General features: G+C 61.8%; 25 protein-coding genes. 11 read left to right on the forward strand and 14 right to left on the reverse strand.

The genetic code is table 11. The annotated features are described in order from the left end of the window. Positions 1–14: 14 nt before the first annotated feature. The 4 genes from panB to pcnB all read right to left on the reverse strand — a co-directional run bounded on the left by panB (position 15) and on the right by pcnB (position 3496). On the reverse strand, positions 15–806 hold the full coding sequence (panB, locus tag B0T39_RS07620; RefSeq protein ID WP_081545535.1) for a 3-methyl-2-oxobutanoate hydroxymethyltransferase: 792 nt from the start codon (positions 804–806) through the stop codon (positions 15–17). 192 nt (positions 807–998) lie between these two features. After that, on the reverse strand, positions 999–1634 hold the full coding sequence (locus tag B0T39_RS07625) for a deoxynucleoside kinase (protein WP_081545536.1): 636 nt from the start codon (positions 1632–1634) through the stop codon (positions 999–1001). A 14-nt stretch (positions 1635–1648) separates the two neighbouring features. Continuing rightward, on the reverse strand, positions 1649–2137 hold the full coding sequence (gene folK, locus B0T39_RS07630; protein ID WP_081545537.1) for a 2-amino-4-hydroxy-6-hydroxymethyldihydropteridine diphosphokinase: 489 nt from the start codon (positions 2135–2137) through the stop codon (positions 1649–1651). Further along, positions 2138–3496: a polynucleotide adenylyltransferase PcnB gene (pcnB, locus tag B0T39_RS07635; RefSeq protein ID WP_081545538.1), complete on the reverse strand. Its 1359-nt coding sequence runs from the start codon at positions 3494–3496 to the stop codon at positions 2138–2140. Positions 3497–3700: 204 nt separating this feature from the next. Between pcnB and B0T39_RS07640 the strand changes: the two genes are divergently transcribed. The 5 genes from B0T39_RS07640 to B0T39_RS07660 all read left to right on the forward strand — a co-directional run bounded on the left by B0T39_RS07640 (position 3701) and on the right by B0T39_RS07660 (position 8327). Further along, positions 3701–4459 carry a hypothetical protein gene (locus B0T39_RS07640; protein WP_081545539.1) on the forward strand — a complete coding sequence of 253 codons (759 nt, stop codon included), beginning with the start codon at positions 3701–3703 and terminating at the stop codon, positions 4457–4459. 328 nt (positions 4460–4787) lie between these two features. Further along, positions 4788–5087 (forward strand): hypothetical protein, encoded by a 300-nt coding sequence (locus B0T39_RS07645; RefSeq protein ID WP_081545540.1) that lies wholly within the window; start codon positions 4788–4790, stop codon positions 5085–5087. 149 nt (positions 5088–5236) lie between these two features. Further along, positions 5237–6643 carry an MATE family efflux transporter gene (locus tag B0T39_RS07650; RefSeq protein ID WP_081545541.1) on the forward strand — a complete coding sequence of 469 codons (1407 nt, stop codon included), beginning with the start codon at positions 5237–5239 and terminating at the stop codon, positions 6641–6643. Next, positions 6640–7665 (forward strand): UDP-N-acetylmuramate dehydrogenase, encoded by a 1026-nt coding sequence (gene murB / locus B0T39_RS07655; protein WP_081545542.1) that lies wholly within the window; start codon positions 6640–6642, stop codon positions 7663–7665. The genes B0T39_RS07650 and murB overlap by 4 nt, the downstream gene beginning before the upstream one ends. 44 nt (positions 7666–7709) lie before the next feature. Beyond that, on the forward strand, positions 7710–8327 hold the full coding sequence (locus tag B0T39_RS07660; protein ID WP_081545543.1) for an HAD family hydrolase: 618 nt from the start codon (positions 7710–7712) through the stop codon (positions 8325–8327). Between the two features lie 2 nt (positions 8328–8329). Here the strand turns inward: B0T39_RS07660 and B0T39_RS07665 are convergent, their stop codons facing one another. Continuing rightward, complete coding sequence (locus tag B0T39_RS07665) at positions 8330–8710, reverse strand: MAPEG family protein (protein WP_081545544.1); 381 nt, start codon at positions 8708–8710, stop codon at positions 8330–8332. Between the two features lie 316 nt (positions 8711–9026). After that, the gene (locus B0T39_RS07670) at positions 9027–9701 is read right to left on the reverse strand and encodes an energy-coupling factor ABC transporter permease (protein WP_081545545.1); all 675 of its coding nucleotides are present in this window, start codon (positions 9699–9701) and stop codon (positions 9027–9029) included. Positions 9702–9801: 100 nt separating this feature from the next. On the opposite strand from B0T39_RS07670, the gene nadC reads away from it, so the two are divergent. After that, the gene (gene nadC, locus B0T39_RS07675) at positions 9802–10647 is read left to right on the forward strand and encodes a carboxylating nicotinate-nucleotide diphosphorylase (RefSeq protein ID WP_081545546.1); all 846 of its coding nucleotides are present in this window, start codon (positions 9802–9804) and stop codon (positions 10645–10647) included. Between the two features lie 90 nt (positions 10648–10737). Beyond that, the gene (locus B0T39_RS07680; protein ID WP_081545547.1) at positions 10738–12618 is read left to right on the forward strand and encodes a sensor domain-containing diguanylate cyclase; all 1881 of its coding nucleotides are present in this window, start codon (positions 10738–10740) and stop codon (positions 12616–12618) included. Here the strand turns inward: B0T39_RS07680 and B0T39_RS07685 are convergent. The 3 genes from B0T39_RS07685 to trxA form a co-directional block, all read right to left on the reverse strand. Then, positions 12596–13294 (reverse strand): CoA pyrophosphatase, encoded by a 699-nt coding sequence (locus tag B0T39_RS07685; protein WP_240937482.1) that lies wholly within the window; start codon positions 13292–13294, stop codon positions 12596–12598. The two genes, B0T39_RS07680 and B0T39_RS07685, sit on opposite strands and share 23 nt — an antisense overlap. A gap of 165 nt (positions 13295–13459) precedes the next feature. Then, positions 13460–14716: a transcription termination factor Rho gene (rho, locus tag B0T39_RS07690; protein WP_081545548.1), complete on the reverse strand. Its 1257-nt coding sequence runs from the start codon at positions 14714–14716 to the stop codon at positions 13460–13462. 123 nt (positions 14717–14839) lie between these two features. Next, positions 14840–15166 (reverse strand): thioredoxin TrxA, encoded by a 327-nt coding sequence (trxA, locus tag B0T39_RS07695; protein ID WP_081545549.1) that lies wholly within the window; start codon positions 15164–15166, stop codon positions 14840–14842. A gap of 226 nt (positions 15167–15392) precedes the next feature. On the opposite strand from trxA, the gene fabI reads away from it, so the two are divergent. Continuing rightward, the gene (fabI, locus tag B0T39_RS07700) at positions 15393–16181 is read left to right on the forward strand and encodes an enoyl-ACP reductase FabI (protein WP_081545550.1); all 789 of its coding nucleotides are present in this window, start codon (positions 15393–15395) and stop codon (positions 16179–16181) included. A gap of 260 nt (positions 16182–16441) precedes the next feature. On the opposite strand, the gene B0T39_RS07705 is transcribed toward fabI, so the two are convergent. Further along, positions 16442–16837: a nuclear transport factor 2 family protein gene (locus tag B0T39_RS07705; protein ID WP_081545551.1), complete on the reverse strand. Its 396-nt coding sequence runs from the start codon at positions 16835–16837 to the stop codon at positions 16442–16444. Between the two features lie 289 nt (positions 16838–17126). On the opposite strand from B0T39_RS07705, the gene B0T39_RS07710 reads away from it, so the two are divergent. Next, on the forward strand, positions 17127–17882 hold the full coding sequence (locus B0T39_RS07710; RefSeq protein WP_081545552.1) for an AraC family transcriptional regulator: 756 nt from the start codon (positions 17127–17129) through the stop codon (positions 17880–17882). Between the two features lie 124 nt (positions 17883–18006). Here B0T39_RS07710 and B0T39_RS07715 read toward each other — a convergent pair whose 3' ends face one another. Then, positions 18007–19410, reverse strand: coding sequence for an NAD(P)/FAD-dependent oxidoreductase (locus B0T39_RS07715; protein ID WP_081545553.1), 1404 nt, complete (start codon positions 19408–19410; stop codon positions 18007–18009). Between the two features lie 102 nt (positions 19411–19512). Here B0T39_RS07715 and B0T39_RS07720 point away from each other — a divergent pair, with 102 nt between their 5' ends. Next, a complete protein-coding gene (locus B0T39_RS07720; protein WP_081545554.1) occupies positions 19513–20079 on the forward strand; it encodes a GNAT family N-acetyltransferase in 567 nt (188 codons plus the stop codon). A 152-nt stretch (positions 20080–20231) separates the two neighbouring features. Next, positions 20232–21821, forward strand: a complete 1590-nt coding sequence (locus B0T39_RS07725; protein ID WP_081545555.1) for a hypothetical protein — start codon at positions 20232–20234, stop codon at positions 21819–21821. A gap of 33 nt (positions 21822–21854) precedes the next feature. On the opposite strand, the gene B0T39_RS07730 is transcribed toward B0T39_RS07725, so the two are convergent. The 3 genes from B0T39_RS07730 to B0T39_RS07740 form a co-directional block, all read right to left on the reverse strand. Next, entirely contained in the window at positions 21855–22154 is a 300-nt protein-coding gene (locus B0T39_RS07730) for a putative quinol monooxygenase (protein ID WP_081545556.1), read from the reverse strand. Positions 22155–22635: 481 nt separating this feature from the next. Continuing rightward, positions 22636–23466, reverse strand: a complete 831-nt coding sequence (locus tag B0T39_RS24895; RefSeq protein ID WP_141111120.1) for a hypothetical protein — start codon at positions 23464–23466, stop codon at positions 22636–22638. Positions 23467–23660: 194 nt separating this feature from the next. After that, positions 23661–24209 (reverse strand): GNAT family N-acetyltransferase, encoded by a 549-nt coding sequence (locus B0T39_RS07740; protein ID WP_081545558.1) that lies wholly within the window; start codon positions 24207–24209, stop codon positions 23661–23663. Positions 24210–24699: the final 490 nt, after the last annotated feature.

The raw sequence follows: 24699 nt of genomic DNA on the forward strand, positions 1-24699 counted from the left end.
CTGGGCAGAGCCGATCAGAAAGTATGTTCCGCCGCCGGGAAAGACTTGTCCTTCACCGCCTGCACATAGGCCTGCACCGCGCCTTGGATACTGCCGGCCTCAGCCATGAAGTCCTTGACGAAACGCGCCTTTTTTCCCGGATACACACCCAGCATGTCGTGCAACACCAGCACCTGGCCGGACACGTCGACGCCGGCGCCAATGCCTATGGTGGGGACGGAAATCGACTCGGTGATCTCACGCGCCAGTTCCGCCGGCACGCACTCCATCAGCACCAGGCTGGCGCCCGCAGCAGCGTGCGCCTTGGCGTCGTTGACGATGCGGCGCGCGTCTTCCTCGTTCTTGCCCTGCACTCGATAGCCACCGAAGGTGTTGACGAACTGCGGCGTCAGGCCGATGTGAGCGCACACCGGCACGCCGCGCTCCACCAGGAATCGGGTGGTGTCGGCCATATAGGCACCGCCTTCCAGCTTCACCATGTGCGCACCGGCCTGGATGATGCGGGCGGCGTGGGCGAACGCCTGTTGCGGGCTTTCCTGATAGGCGCCGAAAGTCATGTCGCCCAGCACCATAGCCTGCTTGGCGCCGCGCGCCACGCAACGCACGTGGTAGAGCATTTCCTCTTCAGCCACCGGCAGCGTGGAATCTATGCCCTGCACCACCATGCCCAGCGAATCCCCCACCAGCAGAATTTCCACCCCGGCTTGCTCCAGCAAGGCGGCGAAGCTGGCGTCGTAACAGGTCAGCATGGCGATCTTCTGCCCTTCCTGCGCCATTTTCTGCAGGGTGTTGACGGTAATTTTCATGCCCGTTCTTCCTCGTTCAGTCGTCCATATCAACCGGCGGGGCGCTTAAAACCTGTTTACGATCTGCTGGGCATCAGCGATACAGCGTTGAAAACGGTGACGCACCCCTTGTACATTCCGTTTTCTCAGCCGCAAGGCCTTGTCTCGCTCTAGCTCGCTAAATCGGAAAACAGGCTCCGAACGCGCGACGGCTCAGACGCTCTTGTTGAAATAGTTGCGCTGGCCTCGCGCCTCGCTGATGCAGCGGATCAGCAGTTCGAAGTCCTCGTCGCCGTCGACCAGATTCAGATGATCGGTATTGACGATCAGCAACGGCGCGGCCTCGTACTGATGGAAAAACTCGCTATAGGCCTGATGCACGCGCTTCAGATAACCTTCGGGGAAATTGACTTCGTACTCCGCCGCCCGCGCGGCCACCCGGCTCAGCAGGTTCTCTTCGGAAGCCTGCAGATAAATCACCAGATCCGGCACCGGATGCTCGGGCATCGCCAGCCCCGCCAGGCGCTTGTACAGCGCCAGCTCGGCCTCGTCCAGATTGATCTTGGCGAACAGCGCGTCTTTTTCGAACAGGAAGTCCGACACCAACGGGCTGGCCAGCAGTTCGCCGTCCAGCATGCTCTTGGCCATCTCGGCGCGTTGCAGCATGAAGGACAGCTGGGTGGACAGGCCGTGGGCCGGCAAGTTGCGGTAGAAGCGCGGCAGGAAGGGGTTGGCGGCGGGATCTTCCGCCAGCAGGCGCACGCCCCAGTATTCCGACAGTCGGCGCGCCAGAGAGGATTTGCCCGCGCCGATCGGCCCTTCGACCACGACATAACGCAATTGACTCATCACTCGCTTCCTTATTAGCTAGTTGTTTTGAGGCGCTCCACGCCCTGATCGGCCAGCCCTGCGGCCAGTTCGCCGGCCGTGCCCAGCGCCGGCAGCGCCAGATCGGGAGCGATCTCCGCCAGCGGGATCATGACGAAGCCGCGCAGATGCATGCGCGGATGCGGCAGGGTCAGGTCTTGGTCGCTCTGGGCGACGCCGCTGTAATACAGCAGATCCAGATCCAGCACCCGCGGCGCGTTGCGGAAGGTGCGCACCCGGCCGAACTCGGCCTCTATCGCCAGCAGCCTGCGCAGTAATTCGCGCGGCGCCAATGCGGTGTCCACTTCCGCAACGGCGTTGATGAAATCCGGTTGATCGGCATAGCCCACCGGCGCGGTGCGGTACAAAGCGGATTGCCGCGTCAGCTCGGTATCGGGCAAGGCGGCGATCGCGGCCAGCGCGGCGCGGATTTGCGCCGCCGGCTGTTCAAGGTTGCTGCCCAGCGCGATGAAAGCCTGCGCCATTTAGGCCTCTCCGCCCGATTCGCCCGCGGCTTTGCGGCGATTGGCGGGACGGCGACGGCGGCGTTTCTTGGCCGGGTCCGGCTCGCCGCTGGCCTTGGCGATTTCCAGCAGCTGCTCGCGCTCTTCCTCGTCGGCGCGCTGGAAGTCGTTCCACCAGCCCACCAACTTCATATCCACCTCGCCGGCTTCGCCGCGCAGCGCGAAGAAATCGTAAGCGGCGCGGAAACGCGGCTGCTCCAGGAAACGATAAGCGCGCTGGCCGCTGCGGCTGTCGAAACGCGACTGCAACATCCAGATTTCGCGCATGGTCACGCTGAAACGGCGTGGGATGGCAAAGTCGTTATCCTGCTCGGACTCCACGTCGGCAATCGCTTGCGCCAGCGCGTACACCGCGCGGTCGCCGGCGTTCACACGCTTCTGCCAGCGCTGATGCACCTGCTTCCACAGCAGGGTGGCCAGTAGGAAACCCACCGACACGGGCTTGTCGGCGCGGATGCGCTGATCGGTGCTTTCCAGGCCCAACTTCAAGAACAAATCGTCGCCCTTGTCGTCCAGCACCGCGTCCAGCAGCGGGAACACGCCGCGCGCCATGCCTTCTTCGCGCAGCTTCTTCAGGCAGCCGTAGGCTTGGCCGGACATCAGCAGCTTGAGCATTTCATCGAACAGGCGCGCCGGCGGCTCCTTCTTCAGCAGATGAGCGTGGGTGCGGATGGGCTTGCGGGTGGCGTCGTCGATATCGAAGCCCAGCTTGGCCGCCAGACGCACCGCGCGCAGCATGCGCACCGGATCTTCCTGATAACGGCGGGCCGGCTGGCCTATCATCACCAGCTTGCGGGCGCGCAAGTCCTTGACGCCGTGGTGATAGTCGATGACGGTTTCGTCGGACGGATCGTAGAACAGCGCGTTCACGGTGAAGTCGCGACGGTGAGCGTCCTCTTCCTGGCTGCCGAAACTGTTGTCGGCCATGATGCGGCCGGTTTCATTAGTGTCGTCCACGGAGCCGCCGCGGAAGGTAGTCACCTCGATGGTTTCCTGCCCCATCATCACATGGACGATGCGGAAACGCCGGCCGATGATGCGGGAACGGCGGAACACCCGGTGCACTTCCTCCGGCGTCGCGTTGGTGGCCACGTCGAAATCCTTCGGCGACACGCCCAACATCAAGTCGCGCACGGCTCCGCCCACCACATAGGCGGAAAAACCAGCCTCCTGCAGTCGGGTGGTGACTTTCAGCGCAGCGGAGCTGAGCTGGTCTCGGCGGATGCCGTGTTGCGGCAGAGGAATCACGCGCGCCTTGGTGCGGCGCTTGCCCATGCCGGCGGGCAGGTCCAGTACTTTACGGATAAACTTGCGGATCATTATGAGAAAGATAGTCGACTTGGAATGCCAGGATTCGCAAGACTAGTAGGTAGTCAAGCCGGCGATTATATCCCTATTCTTTGCAGAAAATACAATTCGCCGCCATATACCGCCCCATAGCCGCCTCCACGGCCGCCAATTGCCCCCTATCGACGATAGGCATACAATCGCTGCCGATTCGCCGACTCCGACAAGACCCCTCCCGTGCGCCCTACTCTCAGCTTCCATCTTCAGACCATTCCCAACGTGCCCGCCATCCGCCAGCTCTATGAGCTGGACGGCGAGATCGGGGAGGCCGACGTCGCCGATTTCGTGCTGCAGCGCTGCCGCGCCCAAAGCGGCACCGATTTCATCCCCTTCCATTTGCACCGCGTGGTCGCCATCGCCGGCGTACTGCAGCAGGATGGACACACCCGCCTCTTCCAACGGCTCGCCGTCGATGCCGGCGACGAAGCCGCGATGCTGACGGACTGGCTAACCCTGCTGCGCGACAGCCGGGCGCAGTTGATCAGTTGGGACGGCTCTCGGCTGGAGCTGCCGGTGTTGCTCCATCGCGCGCTGGCGCTGGGCTTGCATCTGCCGGAACAGCTCCGCGCCGGCCGGACGCCGGACGCGCATTGCGCGCTGAGCGAGATCCTGAGCGGCGGCCATGCCGAACTGGCCACCCCTTTGGGCGAGCTGGCCCGTCTGTGCGGCCTGCCCGGAGAAACCGAACTCAACGGCCCTCGGCGCTGGGAACTGTACCGCGCCGGCAACGCCGGCGCGCTCGCCGAACACAATGCGCGCCAGGCCGCCAGTTGCCATCTGCTGTGGCTGCGCCAGCAATGGGTGGAGGGCGCGCTGGCTCCAGCCACCTATCAAGCCTGTAGACAAAGCTTGCGCGCCGCCGTCGCCGCGCAACCGGAACCGCACTGGCGCGGCTGGCTGGCCGACTGGCGCGCAGAGGCCGCGCAAGGGGATTGACAGCCAAAAGCCAAAGGCATAGGCTGACATTCATGCGCCGATTTGACACAGCTTGCGGGCGCTTAACAAATGCCAGCTAAAGCGTCAAACCGGTCAACCCGCTTGCGCTCTTAAGTCGTAGGCGGGTTTTGTTTTACCCGTACAGGCAGTTAAGCAAACCAATCGCTTCGGATCGATGCATGAGCCGCGCCCCGCTATCCGTTTCGGGCATGCGCGGCAGGCGCCGAGTTAAAGACAACTTGCAGGGCGCCCAAAAATCCTGCTAAAGCGTCGCCGGCGAAACCCAGAACCGGCGCGCCAACCGCGACCGAACCAACTGGAGACCGCCATGTACGACTGCCTGCAAGATAGCTATACCGATTTCTCTTTTGCCAATTTCGACGCCGTGGGAAGACCTCGCCCCCTTTGCGGCAGCCTGAGCGCCTCTCCGCTCACGCCGGCCGACGCCCCCGCTCTGCAACAGCTGGCGGATTTCGCCCATGAACTGGGCTACGAACTGGAACGCAACGGCGAACAGCTGACCGTGCGGGATATTTCGCTAGTGGACGCGCTCAGCATCAACGCCCGCTTTGGCGGCGAACTGCTGATCAGCTGCGATCTGCGCCGCGACCCGCCCGCGCGCTTCTGATCTGACACCACCGCCCGCTCCCGCTCCGCCGGGAGCGCTCCGCGCGTCCGTCCCGCTCCTTGCCGCCCCATTGTCATGGCGCGACAAAGACAAGCCCGCCCCGCAGCCGGTATAATGGCCAGTTCTCCGAGCCATCCCGCCCTACTCCCATGCTGTTTGAAATCAATCGCGCCCCGCGCGGGGCCGTGCTGCTGGAAGCCCGTCAAATCAGCCGGCTGGCCTTGCCGATGATGATCGCTCAGATCGCGCAGGTGGCCACCGCCTTCGTCGACACCGTGATGGCGGGCCGCGTCAGCACCGACGATCTGGCCGCCGTCTCCCTGGGCGCCAGCGTTTTCATCACCTTCTACGTCACGCTGATGGGCATCGTCACCGCGCTCAATCCCATCCTGGCTCACCAGCTGGGCGCCGGCGAGCACGACAAATTCAAGGACACCGCGCGCCAGGGCCTGTGGTTCGGCCTGCTGATCGGCCTCTTGGGCGCGGCGATGATGGTGGCGCTGGAGCCCGCGCTGCGGCTGTGGCTGCACCTGCCGCCGGAAGTGATCGACAAGGTGATGCTGTTCATCACCGGCGCCGCGGTGGGCATGCCGGCGGCGATGACCCACCGCGCGCTGCACGCCTACGCGTCCAGCCTGGGCCGCCCCAAGGCCATCATGGTGGTCAGCCTGCTGGCGCTGGCGCTGAACGTTCCGCTCAACTACATCCTGATCCACGGCCTGTTCGGCCTGCCCAAGCTGGGCGGCGCCGGCTGCGGCTGGGCCACCGGCATCGTGTTCTGGTTCAATTGTCTGGCCCTGCTCGCCTATGTCAGCTGGCACCGCAATTTCCGCCAGTTCCGGCTGCTGGAACGCCTGCGCGGCCCGGACTGGCGCATGTACCGCGGCTTCCTCAAGCTGGGCGTGCCCATCGGCCTGTCCTTCTTCGTGGAAGTCAGCCTGTTCTCCTTCATCGCACTGCTGATTGCCGAACTGGGCACCGTGGTGGTCGCCACCCACCAATCCGTGCTCAATTTTTCCAGCATCATCTACATGCTGCCGCAGAGCGTGGCCACCGCGATGTCCGTGCGCGTCGGCCATCATGTCGGCGCCGGCGACTACCGCGCCGCCCGCTTCAGCTCCGGAGTAGGCCTGCTGCTGGGTCTGAGCATGGCCTTCTGCGCGATGCTCGTGGTGCTGCTGTTCCGAGAACCCATCATGCGCATGTACACGCCGGACCCGCGCGTGATCGCGATGGGCTCCACCCTCTTGCTGTTCGCCGCTGTCTACCAGCTAACCGACGCCGCCCAAACCATCGCCTCCGGCGCCTTGCGCGGCTACAAGCTGACCACGGTGCCGATGGTCATTCACATCCTGTCGTTCTGGTGCGTAGGCCTGGGCCTAGGCATCACCCTGGGCCTGACCGACTGGCTGACCAAGAAGCCCATGGGCGTGTTCGGCTTCTGGACCGCGCTGGTCATCAGCCTGAGCGTGGCCGCGCTGTTCCTGACCCGCTACCTGGCGGGCGAAAGCCGCCGCCGCCTGCATCGACAACTTCAAACGGAACCGGCGCCATGAGCCTGAGCTACAGCCACCATCATCCGCTCAAATCGCTGAACACCTTCGGCATGGACGCGCGCGCGCGCGACTTCTGCCTACTGGACGCGCTCTCCGATCTGCCGGCGCTGCTGGACAGCCCGGCCTACCGCGCCGGCCCGGTGCTGTGGCTGGGCGGCGGCAGCAATCTGCTGTTCACCCGCGACTATGCCGGCCTGGTGGTCAAACTGGGGCTGCGCGGCATCCGCCTGCTGGAGGAAAGCGGCGACGACGTGATCGTCGAAGCGGCCGCCGGCGAAAACTGGCACGGCTTCGTGCTCCACACCCTGAGCCAGGGCTGGTACGGACTGGAAAATCTGAGCCTGATCCCCGGCACCGTCGGCGCCAGCCCAATTCAAAACATCGGCGCCTACGGCGTCGAGGCCAAGGACTACATTCATCAAGTGGTCTGCGCCGACCTTGATCACGGCGGCGCCGAACTGACGCTGGACAAGGCCGACTGCCGCTTCGGCTATCGCGACAGCGTGTTCAAGCACGAGGCCGCCGGCCGCCTGCTGGTCACCGCGGTGCGCTTCCGCCTGTCGCGCGCGCCGCGGCTGCGCACCGGCTACGGCGACATCCAGCAAGAACTGGACGCCGCCGGCATTGCCGCGCCCACGCCGCAAGACGTCAGCGACGCGGTGATCCGTATCCGCTCGAGCAAACTGCCCAATCCGGCCGAGCTGGGCAACGCCGGCAGCTTCTTCAAAAACCCGGTGCTGCCGGCGGAACAGGCGCAGGCGCTGCTGGCGCGCCATCCAGCGATGCCGCACTACCCGGCTACCGACGGCAAGGTCAAGCTGGCCGCCGGCTGGCTGATCGACCAATGCGGGCTGAAAGGCCATCGCGACGGCGACGCCGGCGTGCACGCGCGCCAGGCCCTGGTGCTGGTCAACTACGGCGCCGCCAGCGGCGAGCAGATGCGCGCGCTGGCCGACAAGGTGCGCGCGGAAGTCCGTCAACGCTTCGGCGTGGAACTGGAGCCGGAACCCATCATTCTCTAAACAGCCGGCGCGAAACTCTCGCGCTCTCGACAAAAGGCGAAACGATGAATTCAAGCGTAGATGTGCTGGTATTCGATCTGGGCGGGGTATTGGTGGACTGGAACGGCATCGATCCGCTGGTGCGGCTTTCTCAGGGCAAGCTGAATCCGGAACAAGCCCGGCGCTTCTGGATGGAAACGCCGTGGATCGCCAAGCTGGACACCGGCGCCTGCACGCCGGAAGCGTTTAGCGCCGCGATGGCGGAACACCTGGGACTGGACATCGACGCGGCGGAAATGACCGCGCAACTGGACAGCTGGCTGCGCGGCGCCTTCCCCGGCGCGGCGGAAATGCTGGCCCAGCTTGGCCCGCGCCATCGCCTGGCCGTGCTCAGCAACAACAACGCGCTGCACTGGGACAAAATCGAACGCGAATTTGATCTGCTGCACCATTTCGACCGGCTATTCGCCTCCCATCTGATCGGCCTGCGCAAGCCGGACGACGAGGTATACCGTCATGTACAGCAGGAACTGGACGTGGCCCCGCAACGTATCGCCTTTTTCGACGACAACATAGAATGCGTGGACGCCGCCCGCCGCGCCGGCTGGCAAGCTTTTCACACCAAAGGCTTGGACCAGGTGCAGGCCGCGCTGCGCGCCAACGGCTGGCTGAACGCCGTCTAGCGCTAGAACAGGCCGCCGGCCTTGCAGAAGATCGCCACCACCGTCAGCAGTCCAATCAGCCAGGACAGCGAGCGCAGGCTGGCCTGGTCGGCCAGATAAAACAAGCCGTGCGCCACCCGCGCCGCGATGAACACCGCGGCGGCGGCGTCCAGAAACGCCGACGGCGCATGCATGCCCCACCCCACCAGCACCGCGGCGGCGAAGGTTGGGAACGCCTCCCAGGCGTTTTGCTGCGCCCAATTGGCTCGCTGCCGGTAACCGCTGACTTGGGCCATCGCCTCTCGCGGCCTGTGGTTGTCCACCCGCGCGCCGGCCTTGGCCACCCCGGCCCAGATCAATGGCAGCAAAGCCGCCAGCAAGATGCTCCATAACGCAAACGGCATAACATTCTCCTATGTTGATCCAGCATCTAAGAACCTGTTCATAGCCTGCTGCACTTCAGCGATACGACGTTGAAAGCGGCTTCAAAATGCTCATATACCGTGTGTACACTCCGCTTTTTCAGCCGTTTTTGCCTTGTCTCGCCCTAGCTCGCGAGACTTTGAACAGGCTCTAACAGAGGCTGCTTACGAAATTGCGAGCCAAGCGAGACAAGGCGTTGCGGTTGAAGAAGCAGAATGCGCAGTTGGTTCATCAGCACTCTGAAACCGTACTCGCCGTATCGCCGCTCGCGACGCGCAGCGGATGGTAAACCCCTTCTCACGGCGCGCGGCGTCTATGTCCCAGATAGCGCCCGTCGTCGAAGGTGGCCACCCATTCCGGCCGGTAAACCACCAACACCGCCGCCAGCAAACCAGTGGTGAAGGCCTCCGACCATGACAATAAAAAATAGAACGGAAGCGTCTCTTCAAGCAACTGGTCCCAGGGATAGGCGCCGGCCAGCCCCAAGGCCAACAAGCCGGACAGGCCGGCGGCGAACATGCCGGCGCCGCCGGCGAGGAAGCCGTTGACGAAGACATAAACAAACAGATTACTGGGCAAAACGCGCTGACTCAAGCGCAGCGCCGCGGCGGACAGCGCCACCGGCGGCAAGATCATGGTCAGATAATTCAGGCCCAGCGCCGGCAAATCGGCCTGCCCGCTCAAGGCAAGCGCCAGCAAGGGTAGCGCCAAGGCCAGCAAGGCCAGCCAGGGCCCCATCATCAGGGTGAACAGGCCGGCGCCCAGCAAATGGAAGGACAGGCCCGGCGCCACGCCGCCGCGCAGCAGCCACAAGGCCAGCGCCAGCACGCAGGCGCCCATCCAGGCGTTGCAAGCCGGCAAGGGCAAGCCGCGCCAGGCCACCCGTCGCGCCGCCAGCGCCAACAAAGACAAAGCCGCGCCATTGCTCAGCCAAAGCGCGGCGTCGGGAAAAAACGATGCGGGCAAATCCATGACCTACCTATCGGCTTGATTATCCATTTCGAATGATACCAGAGCATGCGCACCAACCCGTCTCCATTGGGTACAATGACGTTTTATTGGAGAGTTCCGCATGCCCGCTTTGCCCGCCCCTCACCTGATCGCCCAGCACGTCGCCGCCGCCCTGACCGAAGACATCGGCCGTTGCGACTGGACCGCCCTGCTGATTCCCGAACACAGTGCCGGCGCGGCGCGGGTGGTCGCGCGCGAGGCGGCTACCTTGTGCGGTCAGGCCTGGTTCGACGAATGCTTCCGGCAGGTTGACCCTGATTGCCAGGTGGAATGGCTGGCCGCCGAAGGCGAGCAAGTGGCCGCCGGCGCGGTGCTGTGCAATATCTCCGGCCCGGCGCGCGCGCTGCTGAGCGCGGAGCGCTCCGCGCTCAACTTCCTGCAAACCCTGTCCGCGGTCGCCAGCGAAACCCGCCGCTACGTCGACGCCGTGGCAGGCACCCGCGCCCGGATTCTGGACACGCGCAAAACCATGCCCGGACTGCGACTGGCGCAGAAATACGCGGTAACGGTGGGTGGCGGCGACAATCAGCGCATTGGCCTGTTCGACGGCATCCTGATCAAGGAAAACCACATCATGGCCGCCGGCGGCATCGCCGCCGCGCTGCGGGCCGCGCAACAACTGGCTCCCACCGACGTCAGCCTGCAGATCGAGGTGGAAACGCTGGAACAACTGGAGGAAGCGCTGCGCCATGGCACCAAGCTGGCGCTGCTGGACAATATGTCGCTGGAGCAAATGCGCGAGGCGGTGCGCTTGACCGCCGGCCGCGCTCTGTTGGAGGCCTCCGGTGGCGTGGACTTCGACACCGTGCGCGCGATTGCGGAAACCGGGGTCGACCGCATTTCCGTGGGCAAGCTGACCAAGGATATCCTAGCCGTCGATCTCTCGATGCGATTCACCGCAGCCTGACGCCCCCGGACCCGCCTGCTGGCGGCGGGTTCCTGTCATACTTCGCCGCCTAGCGCTATAACTGGTTCATAACCCCCAATAACGAGCGTCATGGACTTCAACCTCCGCAAACGGAACAAACGCCCGGCACGCTATGCGATCTGGGGCTCCATTTTCTTCCTGCTAGCGACTCTGGCGTTGGTGGCTCTGGAACTGCTCAACACCTACCAACAGGAAGAGGAAAACGCGCTGCGACAGGCTAACGGCCTCAGTCAATTGCTGGCCGAGCGGCTGGCCGCCGGCGTCAGCGAAGCCGGGCTGATCCTGCAAAACACGAGTCAACTGCCGCAAGTCCAAACCCTGCTGCACACCGGCAAAAGCAGTGAAGACGGACAACAAAAACTGTATCAACAGCTGCAACAGCAACTGCAGCTGGCGCCCTATCTAAGCCGAATCGAAATCATAGACAGCGCCTGTCAGGCCATCTTCACTAGCCGCCAGGCCGCCATCGTGCGGCAGCCGCACAATGAATTCTGCCGCTGGCTGCATAGAAACGAAGACCCGGAAAACAGTTACACCGCCGCCCAACACAACCCCGAGCAACACGGCATCGTTCTGGCCAGCAAGCTGCGCGACGACAGCGGAAATGTCATAGGCATGGCCGCCGGCATCATCGCCAACAATTTTTTCCAGGACGAAGTCTCTCGCGTCACCGTAGGTGAACACGGGGAAATCCTGGTGCTGGATCAACGCCAGCTGATGGTGGCGCGCTGGCCCAAACCGCCCAAGGGGCTGGAACGGCAGTTCCGGCCGCTCCAGCCGGCCAAACTACTCAGCCGCGACGGCAATCAGGCGCAATTCAGCGCGCCGTCCAATATCGACGGCGTCACCCGCCTGTACAGCCAAAGCCAGACGGGACGCTACCCGTTTCAAGTGGCGGTGGGCATCGCCCGCAAGGATTTCACCCGTTCCGTGCAGGAAAAGGCGACGCTGGCGCTGCTGGGCTGGCTGTTCATCGCCGGCATGACGCTGCTGGCCTTGCGCAATTATCTGTCCAATCTGCGTCAGCACACGCTGCTGAGCCGTAGCACGGACCTGATCCGGCAAAGCGAGGAAGAAGCCAAGCTGATCCTGGACACCGCGCCGCTGGCGCTGCTCTTGGTCAACCCCAAAACACGCCGCATCCAGCGCGCCAACGCGCTGGCGCGAGCCATGCTGCAGTTGCCGCCGCGCGCGCCGGGGACCAAGGAAGATTCGGACATTCTCAACCTGCCTTTTCGACTGCAGCCGCTGGAACAGTGGCTGGAAGCCGGCCAGGAAATCGAGAATCAGGAAATAGAGCTAGAACTGGAGGACCACAGCCGGCTCTGGGTCATTGTCTCCCTGCGGCCCTTGGGCGAGCGCACCCCGCCGTCCACGCTGGTGGCGCTCTACGACATCTCCAGCCGCAAACAGCTGGAGGAGCAATTGCAGGAAAGCAACCAGCAGCTAAGCGAAATGGCGGCCACCGATCCGCTGACCCATCTATACAATCGGCGCTACGCCGACATGATGCTGAAAGACGAAATCAGCCGCTGCGAACGCTACGGCCAATCAATGACCATAGCGGTATTCGACATTGACCACTTCAAGCAATTCAACGACCGTCATGGCCATCAGGCCGGCGACAACGTACTGGTGGCCGTGGCCAACGCGCTGACCGACACCACGCGCAACACCGATATCAGCGCGCGGGTGGGCGGCGAAGAGTTTCTAGTGATTTTCCCCTGCACCAGGCTACGCGACGCACAAAAAGTGATGGAACGAGTGCAAGTGGTATTGAGTCAGACACGCTTCCCGCTGGTGGATCAGAGCGTGACCTTCAGCGGCGGACTGACCGACTGGCGGCCTCACGACACGCCGGAACTGATGCTGGCGCGCGCCGACCGCCTGCTTTACGAAGCCAAGGTCGCCGGCCGCAACATTCTGTTCAATGATCTGGACATGACCTGAACGGCGGCCGATCCTGCCCCGCCACGCCCAAGGCGTCGGACAACAGCCACAGCATCGCCGCGGTGGCTCCCCAGATGCGGTGGCTCTGCCAGTCCAGCGATAGATAAGCCCGCAGCTGGCCGTCGTCCCCCTGATGGCTGTGGCGCTCATAGGCCCCGGTATCCATCAAAAGCGGCAGCGGCGCTTCGAACACCTCGGCCACCTCGCCCGGCTCTGGGCTGAGCTCGAACGGCGGCAACACCAACCCCACCACCGGCGTCACCACAAAGCCGGTAATCGTCACATAGTCCGGCAAACGCCCCAGTAGCCGGACATGGCTCTCCGCCAGCCCGGTCTCCTCCCGCGTTTCACGCAGGGCGGCGCGCTCGGCGGAACCGTCGTCCCGCTCCAGCTTGCCGCCCGGAAAGCTGACCTGGCCGGCATGCGCCGGCAGGTTTTCCGCGCGCCGGGTCAACAACACCGTCGGCCCTTCGCTATGCCACACCAGCGGCACCAGCACCGCCGCCGGCCGCAGCCCGCCATCGGCCGGCCGGAAACTGAAATCGCCCACCCTGCCGGTAAAGTCATAAGCCGAAAGCCGACCGGCAATCCAGTCGGCCGCTTCTCCCGCCTCCATCGACCACATATTATTGTCCCCTGCCGTCATCCACTCGCCGGGCCAACGCTCCGGCGACATCCTTGCTCCATCTTAGGCCAAATCATGGCCTCTCTGTCGGCGCCGCCATCGCTATTAACAAAAAACCCGCGCGCCAACCGCCTAAGCGGCGCCGGCGAACGCGGGCAAAAAAAATGCCAGGCGGCGAGCCTGGCACATTGCTGAGCATTTCTGCTTGAAACACTCTTAGCGGCGCATCGAGTCGAAGAACTGCTGGTTCGACTTGGTGGCCTTGATCTTGTCCTGCAGAAATTCCATCGCTTCCAGATCGTCCATCGGGTAGAGCAGCTTGCGCAGCACCCAGATCCGCTGCAACTGATCCTGCGGAATCAGCAGTTCTTCGCGACGAGTGCCGGAACGGTTGATGTTCAGCGCCGGGAAAATGCGCTTCTCCGCCATGCGACGCTCCAGATGGATTTCGCTGTTGCCGGTACCCTTGAATTCTTCGTAGATCACATCGTCCATGCGGCTGCCGGTATCGATCAGCGCCGTGGCGATGATGGTCAGGCTGCCGCCCTCTTCCACGTTGCGCGCAGCGCCGAAGAAGCGCTTGGGACGCTGCAGCGCGTTGGCGTCCACGCCACCGGTCAGCACCTTGCCCGAAGCCGGCACCACGGTGTTGTAGGCGCGCGCCAGACGGGTAATGGAGTCCAGCAGAATCACCACGTCCTTCTTGTGCTCAACCAGGCGTTTGGCCTTCTCGATCACCATCTCGGCCACTTGCACGTGGCGGGTGGCAGGCTCGTCGAAGGTGGACGACACCACCTCGCCCTTGACCGAGCGTTGCATCTCGGTCACTTCTTCCGGACGCTCGTCGATCAAGAGCACGATCAGCACCGCGTCCGGATGGTTGGCGGTGATGGCGTGGGCAATGTGCTGCAGCATCACGGTCTTGCCGGACTTGGGCGGCGCCACCAGCAGGCCGCGCTGGCCCCTGCCAATCGGTGCGATCAGGTCGATGATGCGGCCGGTAATGTTTTCCTCGGCGCGGATGTCGCGCTCCAGCTTGAATTGTTCGGTCGGGAACAGCGGCGTCAGGTTCTCGAACAGAATCTTGTGCTTGGAGTTCTCGGGCGCCTCGCCATTGACCTTGTCCACCTTGACCAGCGCGAAATAGCGTTCGCCATCTTTCGGGGTGCGGATCTCGCCTTCGATCGAATCGCCGGTGTGCAGGTTGAAGCGACGAATCTGCGACGGGCTGACATAGATGTCGTCCGGGCCGGCCAGATAGGAGGTGTCTGGGCTGCGCAGGAAACCGAAACCGTCCGGCAGCACTTCCAGGGTACCTTCGCCGAAAATGCTCTCGCCTTTTTTGGCCTGGTTTTTCAGCAAGGCGAAGATCAAGTCCTGCTTGCGCAGTCGATTGGCCCCGTCGATCTCGTTGGAAATGGCCATTTCAACGAGTTCGGAAACATGAAGATGTTTTAGATCAGATAAGTGCATAGCAGCCGTAGGTCGACTCGGTAACGATTTAGCGGAACGCTGAATTCGGAGGGTGGCGTAAAAATGGAACGGGCAACGCGTCAATCGCTACCCGTTTTGAGATTTTGCTGGAGAATAGACGCTTTACAGTTGGCTGTCAATGAAGGCGGTCAACTGGCTCTTGGCCAGCGCGCCCACCTTGGTGGCGGCAACCTGACCGTCTTTGAAAATCATCAGCGTCGGGATGCCGCGAATGCCGAATTTCGGCGGCGTCAGTTCGTTTTGGTCAATGTTCAGCTTGGCCACTTTCAGGCGGCCTTCGTATTCCTTGGCCACTTCGTCCAGGATGGGAGCGATCATCTTGCACGGACCACACCACTCGGCCCAGTAATCGACCAGTACCGGCAGGTCGGCTTTCAGAACATCGGTATCGAAACTGTCATCGCTTACGTGGTGGATGAGATCGCTCATGGTTTCCTCGCTAAATATTTTGGTGGTGCATCTACTGCAATTGATGTGTGATGGTAGCAAGCGCGGAGTGCCGGAGCAACCGGAAATCCGGAGCGCGCGACCGGGCCCGCCCTTCGCTCTTTCCTTATATACCACCTGGAACCACTTGGCCTGGCCGACAATGCCGCTGCTGAAACGCCCAGGCTTCGGTATAATGCGCAGCTGTTTATTCCGAGAAGGACTCCAAATGGGCTTTCTGCAAGGCAAAAAGATTCTGATTACCGGCATGATCTCCAACCGCTCCATCGCTTACGGCATTGCCCAGGCCTGTCATCGCGAAGGCGCGGAACTGGCGTTCACCTATGTGGTGGATAAACTGGAAGACCGCGTGCGCGAAATGGCCGCGGATTTCGGCTCCAAGCTGGTTTTCCGCTGCGACGTGCAGAACGACGAAGAAATCAATAAATTGTTCGCCGATCTCGGCAAGGAATGGGACGGCCTGGACGGCCTGGTGCACGCCATCGCCTTCGCCCCGCGCGAATCGCTGGAAGGCGACTTTTTGGATACGCTGAGCCGCGAAGCTTTCCAGACCGCGCACGATGTGTCCGCCTATAGTTTCCCGGCGCTGGCCAAGGCCGCGCGCCCGATGATGCAAGGCCGCAACGCCGCGCTGCTGACCCTGTCCTACCTGGGCGCGGTGCGAGCCATCCCGAATTACAATGTGATGGGCCTGGCCAAAGCCAGCCTGGAAGCCTCGGTGCGCTTCATGGCCGCCAGCCTGGGCAAGGACGGCATCCGCGTCAACGGCATTTCCGCAGGCCCGATCAAGACCCTGGCCGCCGCCGGCATTTCCGGCTTCTCCAAATTGCTGGCCATGGCCGCCGGACAGTCCTGTCTGCGCCGCAACGTCACCACCGAGGAAGTGGGCAATACTGCCGCCTTCCTGTTGTCCAATCTGTCCTCCGGCATTACCGGCGAAATCACTTATGTCGACGCCGGCTTCAGCATCAACTCGCTGAACGTTCCGGAAGCCTGATTCAATCGCCGCCATATCGAAATGGACCCGTCGGGTCCATTTTTTTTATCCTTGCAGATAAACCGCTGCGCCGTCATTCCCTCCAAGATTCATCTCATTGGAAATAGATAAGCGGAGTGCCATTGCATTCAAAACAATACGGCCGAGATTCAAGGAACGCGCACACCTGAATTAAAAGTCATGCGGCCAAGTAACATTGAATATCGATAACCGCCGCTCCGAAAGTGACCGGGCTGCCATATACCCGGCCAAATCCGTCGTCAGTAACGAGAACCCAGATCCCTATCCTCGGCCGCCCCGCCCAGCATATGGCTTAGTTCGTCGCAAGAGCGCACCACGCCGTCGCGCACACGGAACTCGGCGATGACCAGCATCCGCACCTGACCGCCGTTCCGCTTGTCCGCGGTAACCAAATGGCGGGTGAACAGCCGCTCTCCCTGCTCTGCCCAACTCAGGATTTCAAGGCCGACCCGGCTGCACTCCTGCTTCAGATGGCGCAGGTGTTTGACGAAATCCGCGTAATCCAGCTTGCGGCCGTCCGCCTGTTGGCGGTAGTCCGGGTGCACTAGTCGCGCCAAGCGGCTTTCGTCCAGTTCCGGGCACAGCAATGCGCATTCAAATAATTCTCTCACCACAGAGATGGCGGTGTTTTGCATGATTTTGCTCCTTAAGCCTGTTTACGATCTGCCGCGCTGCGTGAGACATCGCACGGTGAATACCCCTTCGAAATGCTCATGCACCACCGGTACACTCCGCTTTCTCAGCCGCAATGCCTTGTCTCTCTCATGTTCGCGAGATCGTGAGCACGCTCTTTTAAGTGGGGACATGATGTCGACAAAGGGCGGCGCGACCCATGCCTCGCCGCCACAATGGCCAGTATCACGCCCTGCTGCGGCGGCGCGTTATCGCTACAATGACAATAAATAGCTCAAACAGGCCAAAATCATGCTGCTCGCCGCCAACCGTATCCTTCACGACACCGCCGACCCCGACGCCTGGCACAGCCATGACAGCGGCCAGCTGAGCTTGCTGCGCCACGGCGTGCTGAGCATCGCCACCGACGGCGGCCGGTTCTGGCTGCCGCCCGGCCACTTGGTCTGGATTCCTCCCGGCGTGCGCCACGCCTCGCACCGCCACGGCCTGATAGACGGCATCAGCCTGCGCTTTGCCGCGGCGGTCTGCGTCCGGCTTCCTGCCTGCGCGCAAGCCATCGCCTGCGATGCGCTGCCCCCTGCCATCATGCGGCGCGCGCTGGACTTCGCCGTTCCGCCCCTTCCCAGAGAGCAGCGGCTGCTGGAAGTCTTGCTGGACGAATTGGAACAATGTCCGCCCTTGAGTCTGAGCCTCCCGCTGCCGCAAGACCGGCGCGCGCGCCGAGTCGCCGACGCCTTGACGGAAGCGCCAGATGACCCGCGCTCGCGCGACGACTGGGCGCAATGGGCCGGCCTCAGCGGGCGCAGCCTGAGCCGCCTGTTTCCGGAACAAACTGGGCTCAGCTTCCAAGCCTGGCGCCGCCGGCTGCGGCTATTGAAGTCGCTGGAATATCTGTCGGCCGGCCAAAAAGTCGGCGTCGCGGCCTGGCGCTGCGGCTACGACAGCCCCAGCGCCTTCATCGCCGCCTTCCGCCAGGCCTTCGGCCAGACGCCAACCCAGTTGCTGGGCGGGTACGCGGACGCCTTCAGCGATAACAATGGTTCTTGAACCGACGGAACAGCCCGGACAACGCATTGATCAACAACGCCCTCAACCGAGAACGCCTGACGGCAGACCCAGACAACGGGCAGTGCGTCGCGACATGAACGGCGGCCATATCGCCTTCCCGCCCTCAAGCCAGCAAGGACTCCATCGCCGCGGCCAACTTGCCCACGCTCCGTTTGACCCATGCCGGCGCGGCGCCTCCGGCGCACAAGCTCTCCTCCAGCGCGTAGGCGCTGCGCACCAGATGATAGCCCAGCCAGGGAACCGGCTCCGGGGCCCAGCGGCGCACCTGCTCCAAACCCCCTTCCGACATGACCCAGGGCATGGAGGTCAAATCGCCGTCCCGCTCCAGGATCAATTCCGCCAGCGTGCGCCCCATCAAATTGGCAGCCCCCACGCCCTCGCCGCCGTAGCCGCCGGCCATGGCGATGCCGGCCCGCCGGTCGTAAAGCGCATAGGGCGTGAAAGCGCGCGCCACGCCCAAGGTGCCGCCCCAGCGGTATTCAACCTCCGCAGCGCCCAGCGCCGGGAACAACTGGCGCAGCAGACGCTCGCGCCAAGCGAACTCAGCGCTGCCCGGATCGAAATCCCATTGCTCGCGGCCGCCCAGCCGGTAACCTCCGCGCGCGCCGAACACCAGGCGGCCGTCCGCGCTGCGCTGCCCGTAAGTCACCATCCGGCTCAAATCGCCGAAAGCCTGCCGATCCGTCAGGCCTATCTCGTCCCATTGAGCTGGCGACAACGGCTCGGTGGCCAACAGCAGGCTCTGCATCGGCAGCAGACAACGCCCCAAGCGCGAAAACTGCCCGGCCGCGCCTTCCAGCGCCGGCACGATGACGTCGGCGCGCAACTCGCAGCCGTCCAGCCCCGCCACGCCGGGAACGAGCCGGCGCACCGGGCTGCGCTCATGAATCCGCCCCCCCAGCCGCGCCACGGCCCGTGCAAGTCCTTGCGCCAGCCTGGCCGGCTGGATCACCGCGCAATGCGGCGAAAACACCCCGCCGCGCACATCGCGCGCACCTAGCTGCTCTTGCGCCTCTTTGCGGTCCAGCCATCGAAAGTCGGCTTCGCCGTGCCCCACCCGCCGCAACTCGCGCAGCCAACTCCGTCCCATGGCCTCCTGCTCCGGGTAGCGCGCCGCCGCGTACAACACCCCGCCATGGGCAAAGTCGCAATCGATGCGCTCCCGCGCCAATATCTCAGCCACTTCGTCGACGATGCCGAACAGCCGCCGCCGCGCTTGTTCACGCTGCTCGCCGTCCAGGCTGAGCAAATGGGCATCCTGATTGGCCAGCCCTCCGATCAGCCAGCCTCCATTGCGCCCGGACGCGCCGTAGCCGCAAGTTTCGGCCTCCAGCACCGCCACATCCAGCTCCGGCGCCATCCGCTTGAGGTAGTAAGCCGTCCAAAGACCGGTATAGCCGCCGCCGATCACCGCCACATCGCAGCGCGCCGATTGCGTCAGCGGCGGCCAATACGGCTCGGCTGGGCTTTGATCCAGCCATAAACAGGCTTGAGACCGTGAGGACATGTGCTCTCCTTGTTGCGGCCAACCGACTCAGGCTCGGCCGCGTCGCCAACGCTGTTATCATGAAGGTCGACCATACCCGTCCATTGCGAGGAGAGCCAGCCGATGGAGATTTTGATCTTTCCCGAAACGGAAGTGCCCGCCGAACTGCGCATGCAAGTGCTGGAGCTGCAAAATCTGGCCTGGCCCGGCGAGCCGCCGACCAGCCCCGAGCCTATCCACGATCCGGCGCTCGCCCCGCTCTCGCTGTTGCTGGTGGAGAGCCGCCGGGTACTGTCGGCGCTGGACATCCTCAGCAAGCGGCTAAGCCACGCGGGAGAAGACTTCCAGGCCAGCGGCATCAGCTGCATGGTCACCCAGCCCGAGGATCGCAGCCGCGGCTTGGGGCGATTGCTGGCCGCCTCCGCGCGCGAAACCATGCAAGCCAACGGCGCCGATCTCGGCATCTTCACTTGCGACCGGCCCCTGCGGCGCTTTTACCAACGTTGCGGCTGGAGCGAACTGCCTGGCGCCGTATTGATCGGCGGCACGCCGGCCTCGCCGTTTCCCAGCAGCCAATTCGACAAAGCGACGATGGCCAGCTTTTTCAGCGATAAGGCCAAGCGAATGGCCGCGCGCTTCGAGCATTGCGAGATTGCGCTTCATCCGGGGGACATCGACAGGCTTTGGTGAGCCGCGAGACGCCGCCGGGCCGAAGCAAACGACGATCCGACGCGATCAAAACATCAATGAGGAGCGGTAGAATCATTCCTTCCGCGGCAACCCCAGCCTCAGGCCCCGCCGGAGCCCTGCTCGGCCCAATCCGCAAGCGACCCAACCCCACCATGATCGAAACGCCCGACATCATCGAAATCGAGTTATCCGCGCCCTACCGAGTCCAGGGCGAGGCCGCTCGCGGCCAGTCCGTTTGGCTGCTGGCCCGGCTCTGGCATGCCCACCATTTCGGCGACGGCTCGGTGTCCGCCGCCGCCTTGCGGCTCGGCTTCCCTGGACAAAACAATATCCGCATGCTGATCTCGCGCGCTTTCGCCGATTTCGCGCGCTGGGGCGTGCAAGCGGGCTGGGGAGCCGCGCACGGCCAGCCCATCTCAACCCTGCCCTTGAACGGGCGCAGCCGCGGTCCGTTCTGGCTGGCGGCCGGCATGGCGTCGCGGCTGCGCTTCCGCGCCGACGGCGCCGAGGTGGAACGGGATTGGCTGGAACACTTTCTTGGCCTGCGCCGGGAGAGGCCGGAAAGCTCGGCCGGCGACCTGTCCTACCTGATGCGCGATATGCGCTTCTGGCAACAGATGGCGCAAGCTATCCGCGATGAATACGACGGTTTCGGGCGTCGTCCCAGCCGTCAGGTAGCGGAATCCTTCCACGTTGCGCGCCAATTCGCCGGCGACGATTTTCAACAGGCGCTGGCTTTGATGAAGGAAAGCCTGGCCTGGCGCCGCAGCGCCCAGTTGGACGGCAGCCGCAGCGCACTGAAGCGACTGGACCGCGTGCTGGACGCCGGCAGCGTCCACCACGCCCACCCGACTTTCGCCGCAATGGCATGCATCGTCAGAGCCTGGGAACGCTATACCCACGGCGACGCCGAAGCGGCCCAGACCATGCTGGAGCATCTGCAAACCTCGCCGGAGCTGCAACCGGTATTCCGCTACAACCCGCGGGTACGTTTCGAATGCCTGAATCTGATGGCGCTGTTGCACAAGCACGCCGCCACCAGCGGCGCGGGCATAGCGCGTCAGCAAAACGAGGCCGGAGCGGCCCTGCAAGCGCTGAGCGGCGCGCTGGAGGCGGCTTACGAGGCGGATTCGATCGACGCCGCCCAACATGTGGCCGCCAATATCGGTTGGTGCTTGTGGCTGTTCTGGCAGCAAGGTTTGATCGACCCGGAACGAGAACAGCAGGTGGGCGCGGTGCAACTGCAAGCCATGCGCTGGCTCGGGCTGTCCGAATGGATTTGCGACCGTTTCGGCTACGGCAGCGGCTCCGCCTGGAACCTGATTTTCATCCTGCGCATCGCGCGCGGCAACTGCCCGCCGCCGCGCTCGCGCAGCCTGGCCGCCTTCCGTGCACAACAACCGCTGGCGCTGGAAACCGCCATCGCTGCCTTGCACCCCCTGCACGCTTCGCTGTCCCCGGCCAAGGGCTTCAGCCGCTGGTCCTCGGCGGCAGTCCTGGCGCTGGACGAGCAGCTAGCCGGCAACGCCGCCTTCCCGCCCTTGCAACAAGCCAATCTATTGCTGGAAGCCGCCTGGTTCCTGCTGCATGAACAGGGCGCCGGACGGGAAGCCGCCGACGCACTCTCCCGCCTCCAAGCCTTACTGCCCTCCTTGCGCCGCGGCGAACGCAGCTTTTTCAACGGCGAGTTGCAACGGCTGCCCATAGAAGCGCCGCTGGCCGAGCTCCGCCCAAAAAAATAGCCGGCAAAGCCGGCTGAGGACGAGTATGCCCGGCTAGGCCGGGTTCAACACATGCACGGACAGTCCGGCCACCGCGCCCTCGGTCGCGGCGATGAAGGCCCGCAGCGCCGGTGCATCCAGATGCAGGTCCAACGCAGCCTTGCTGGCCCACTTCTCTATCACCACCAAGCTGTCCGCCCCAAACGACTGCGGAGAATCCGCATGGTCCAGAGCCGGGCCGTATTCAATGCAGCCCTCTTCCTCGCGCACCAGGGGCACGATCGCATTCAGCTCGCTCAAAATCGCGGCGCGCTGTCCCGGCTTGGCGGTAATCACGGCAACTACATGCAACATGGCAATCCTCACATAAAGTCGGCGACACGCCGCCGCGCGCATCCGCGGCGGCCACAGGAATACGGCAGGCGCCGAAACAAATGGTTCGCCGCCGTCTATCGGGCAATAAAAATCGCCCGCCGAATTCGACTCATTGAAGGGGATGGAATTAGAAGGATTTCTAATATTTGGAGGGGAAAATAAAAAAAGCTCTGCAAATGCAGAGCTTTAAATATTTGATACTTTTGGAATTCTTTGGTCGGGGCGAGAAGATTCGAACTTCCGACCCCCTGCACCCCATGTAGATAGGCGCAGAAAAACCAAAGATAAAACATTAAAAAACAATCAGTTACAAAACCACCGCTTGCCGCTACAAGCCAGGTTTTGGCATTACAGGGCATTACTCCGACCCCAAGTCCCCGCGAAAGTCCCACACACTCTAAACCATATGGACTCTTCAAAAATGATTACCGCCTCTGCACTACAAGTGCTAGTTCAACAGCTAAACAGCGTCACTAACATAAAGACGATCTATCTCACCATTCTTCACAATTGCCTTAGCCTTGACAACAATAGGTATCCCATGAGCCAAGCTCTCTAAGTATCGATTGTTAGGCAAAACAAAAGCAGGGTCTGTTACATCCGCACGTATCCTTGAACCTGAATCATCCCCCACGATACGCACCTTACCAGCTTGCGCCTCTTTATCTAGCTCAGTAAAAATGACTTCCCAGTCTTGAATCCCTGTCAACTGAGCATCTTCGTCTGCCGATAGAATTGCGTCTCTCATCGGCTTGTCAACAACAACTACATTTTTCTCCGCCTTATGTCCTATTGTCAGAGTATTACACTCCACCCCAACCGGCTCTACAGCAGAACGAACTGATGGGCGCAGGGAATCAGCCATTCTGTCAATCGTCGACAATAGGCGGTCTACAGTTTTTTGATCACGATTGCCCAGCTCCTGAATAGCCTGCTCCAACCGTTCACTTAAAAGTTTCATTTCTTCACGATTTCCACTTGCCCTAGTCACAACGTAGGTAACAATTACACCTAATAAGCTGCCGGCAAATCCACTGAAAATCTGACTTTGCTTTGCAAACTCAATGAGAACTGGCAACTCAAAGCACTTAGCTTCAGCCTCTTTAGCGTAGACTTTAACAGAGTGAGTTCCAAACTGTTTAGCATACTCCCCCCCAGTTACGCAAAAGTGAGAAACCACCGCCAGAATACGAGCCACGCCTTGTATCGATCCTCCAAGAGCAAACAAGTCCATCTTATGCTCTTCAGCGGACTTCCCATCATAAGTAATAGGTAAACAAACAATTTCCATACAAAGGCCCCTTGTGTTCACAAAAATATGACATTGTACACTTTGCAGGGGTGGCTCACCGGGATGATTCTACGGCCTTGAAAAATTAGCTATACTGGAAAAACCATTCTCGCCAACAAAAAAGCCCGCCTTGATCGACGGGCTTCGCTCAGCCTTGCTCCAAGCATGGACCAATTCAACCACAAATCACTCCATCAAGGCGCAACATACAAGTCCTTAAACATTAGGATTGATTGACGATTTTTCTGCTGCCTTTTTTGCCTCTCTTCATGCTCACACCTAGCGAAGCCATTACTTGTATAGAAACTTAGAACACGTTCTTCTGGCAATGAATCAAGTGTAAGAAGTCTCACAGCAGACATTCCCTTTGCTGCAAACACCATACCCTCAATATACTTCATCAGTTCACGTCCAAGACCAGTTCTTTGATATGCTAGAGACACGGCAAACTTTGTCAATTTGACCGCAGGGAAGTCCCTCGTGACAGGCATGAAAGGCAAGCCCAACTCCCCTGCCTCACCCCCAGTCAGTCTAACAACATCATTGGACAGAGAGAAAAATGCAGATGGGCTGGCCATGTCACCCTCAACCCACACTACTGTAGTTGTAGTAATGCCATGCTCAGCATAGTCTCTCGCTTCTCGCTTGAGGAACTCATCCAACGACGCATTTCCACAAGAGAAACCAGCTAATTGAGCATCATTAGCTCCAATTACAGGCACGAAAACAAAATCAAACGACATAATGGCCAGTCCGCTACATAGGCAAGACTGGCCATTTTACAAAAAAAAGACACTGGTGTAATCATGAAAACATCATGAAAACCATTTTCTCAATGATCTACTTGCTATAGTCACCACCCTTTACAAACGCTTGCTGAGCAAGCTGGGCGTACTTTGTTAGATCATTTTGACGCGACTCAGACAGCCGATTGTTCTGAACAGCACTAACCAGCCGCTGACTCGCACCCTGGCTTAATACAGGGGTACGTTCAAACACTCTTGGCTTCGCTGCCATGATAATCTCCACTCGGTCAAATAACACAAAACGGTCAATGCTACTGCAACAAGACGCTGCTGTAAACAAAAAGGCCAATCAAAACATCAACTTCCACAGAAATCGCTCGATTCAGCCATCAGAGTATGGACTTACATACTCTAGCCAACAAGCAATTATGCGCACTTGCCACATATGATGTTGCATCATGCATACACCATAGTTTCATCGACCGTA

Origin of the sequence: Chromobacterium haemolyticum (assembly GCF_002081825.1) — a bacterium.
GTDB lineage: Bacteria > Pseudomonadota > Gammaproteobacteria > Burkholderiales > Chromobacteriaceae > Chromobacterium > Chromobacterium fluminis.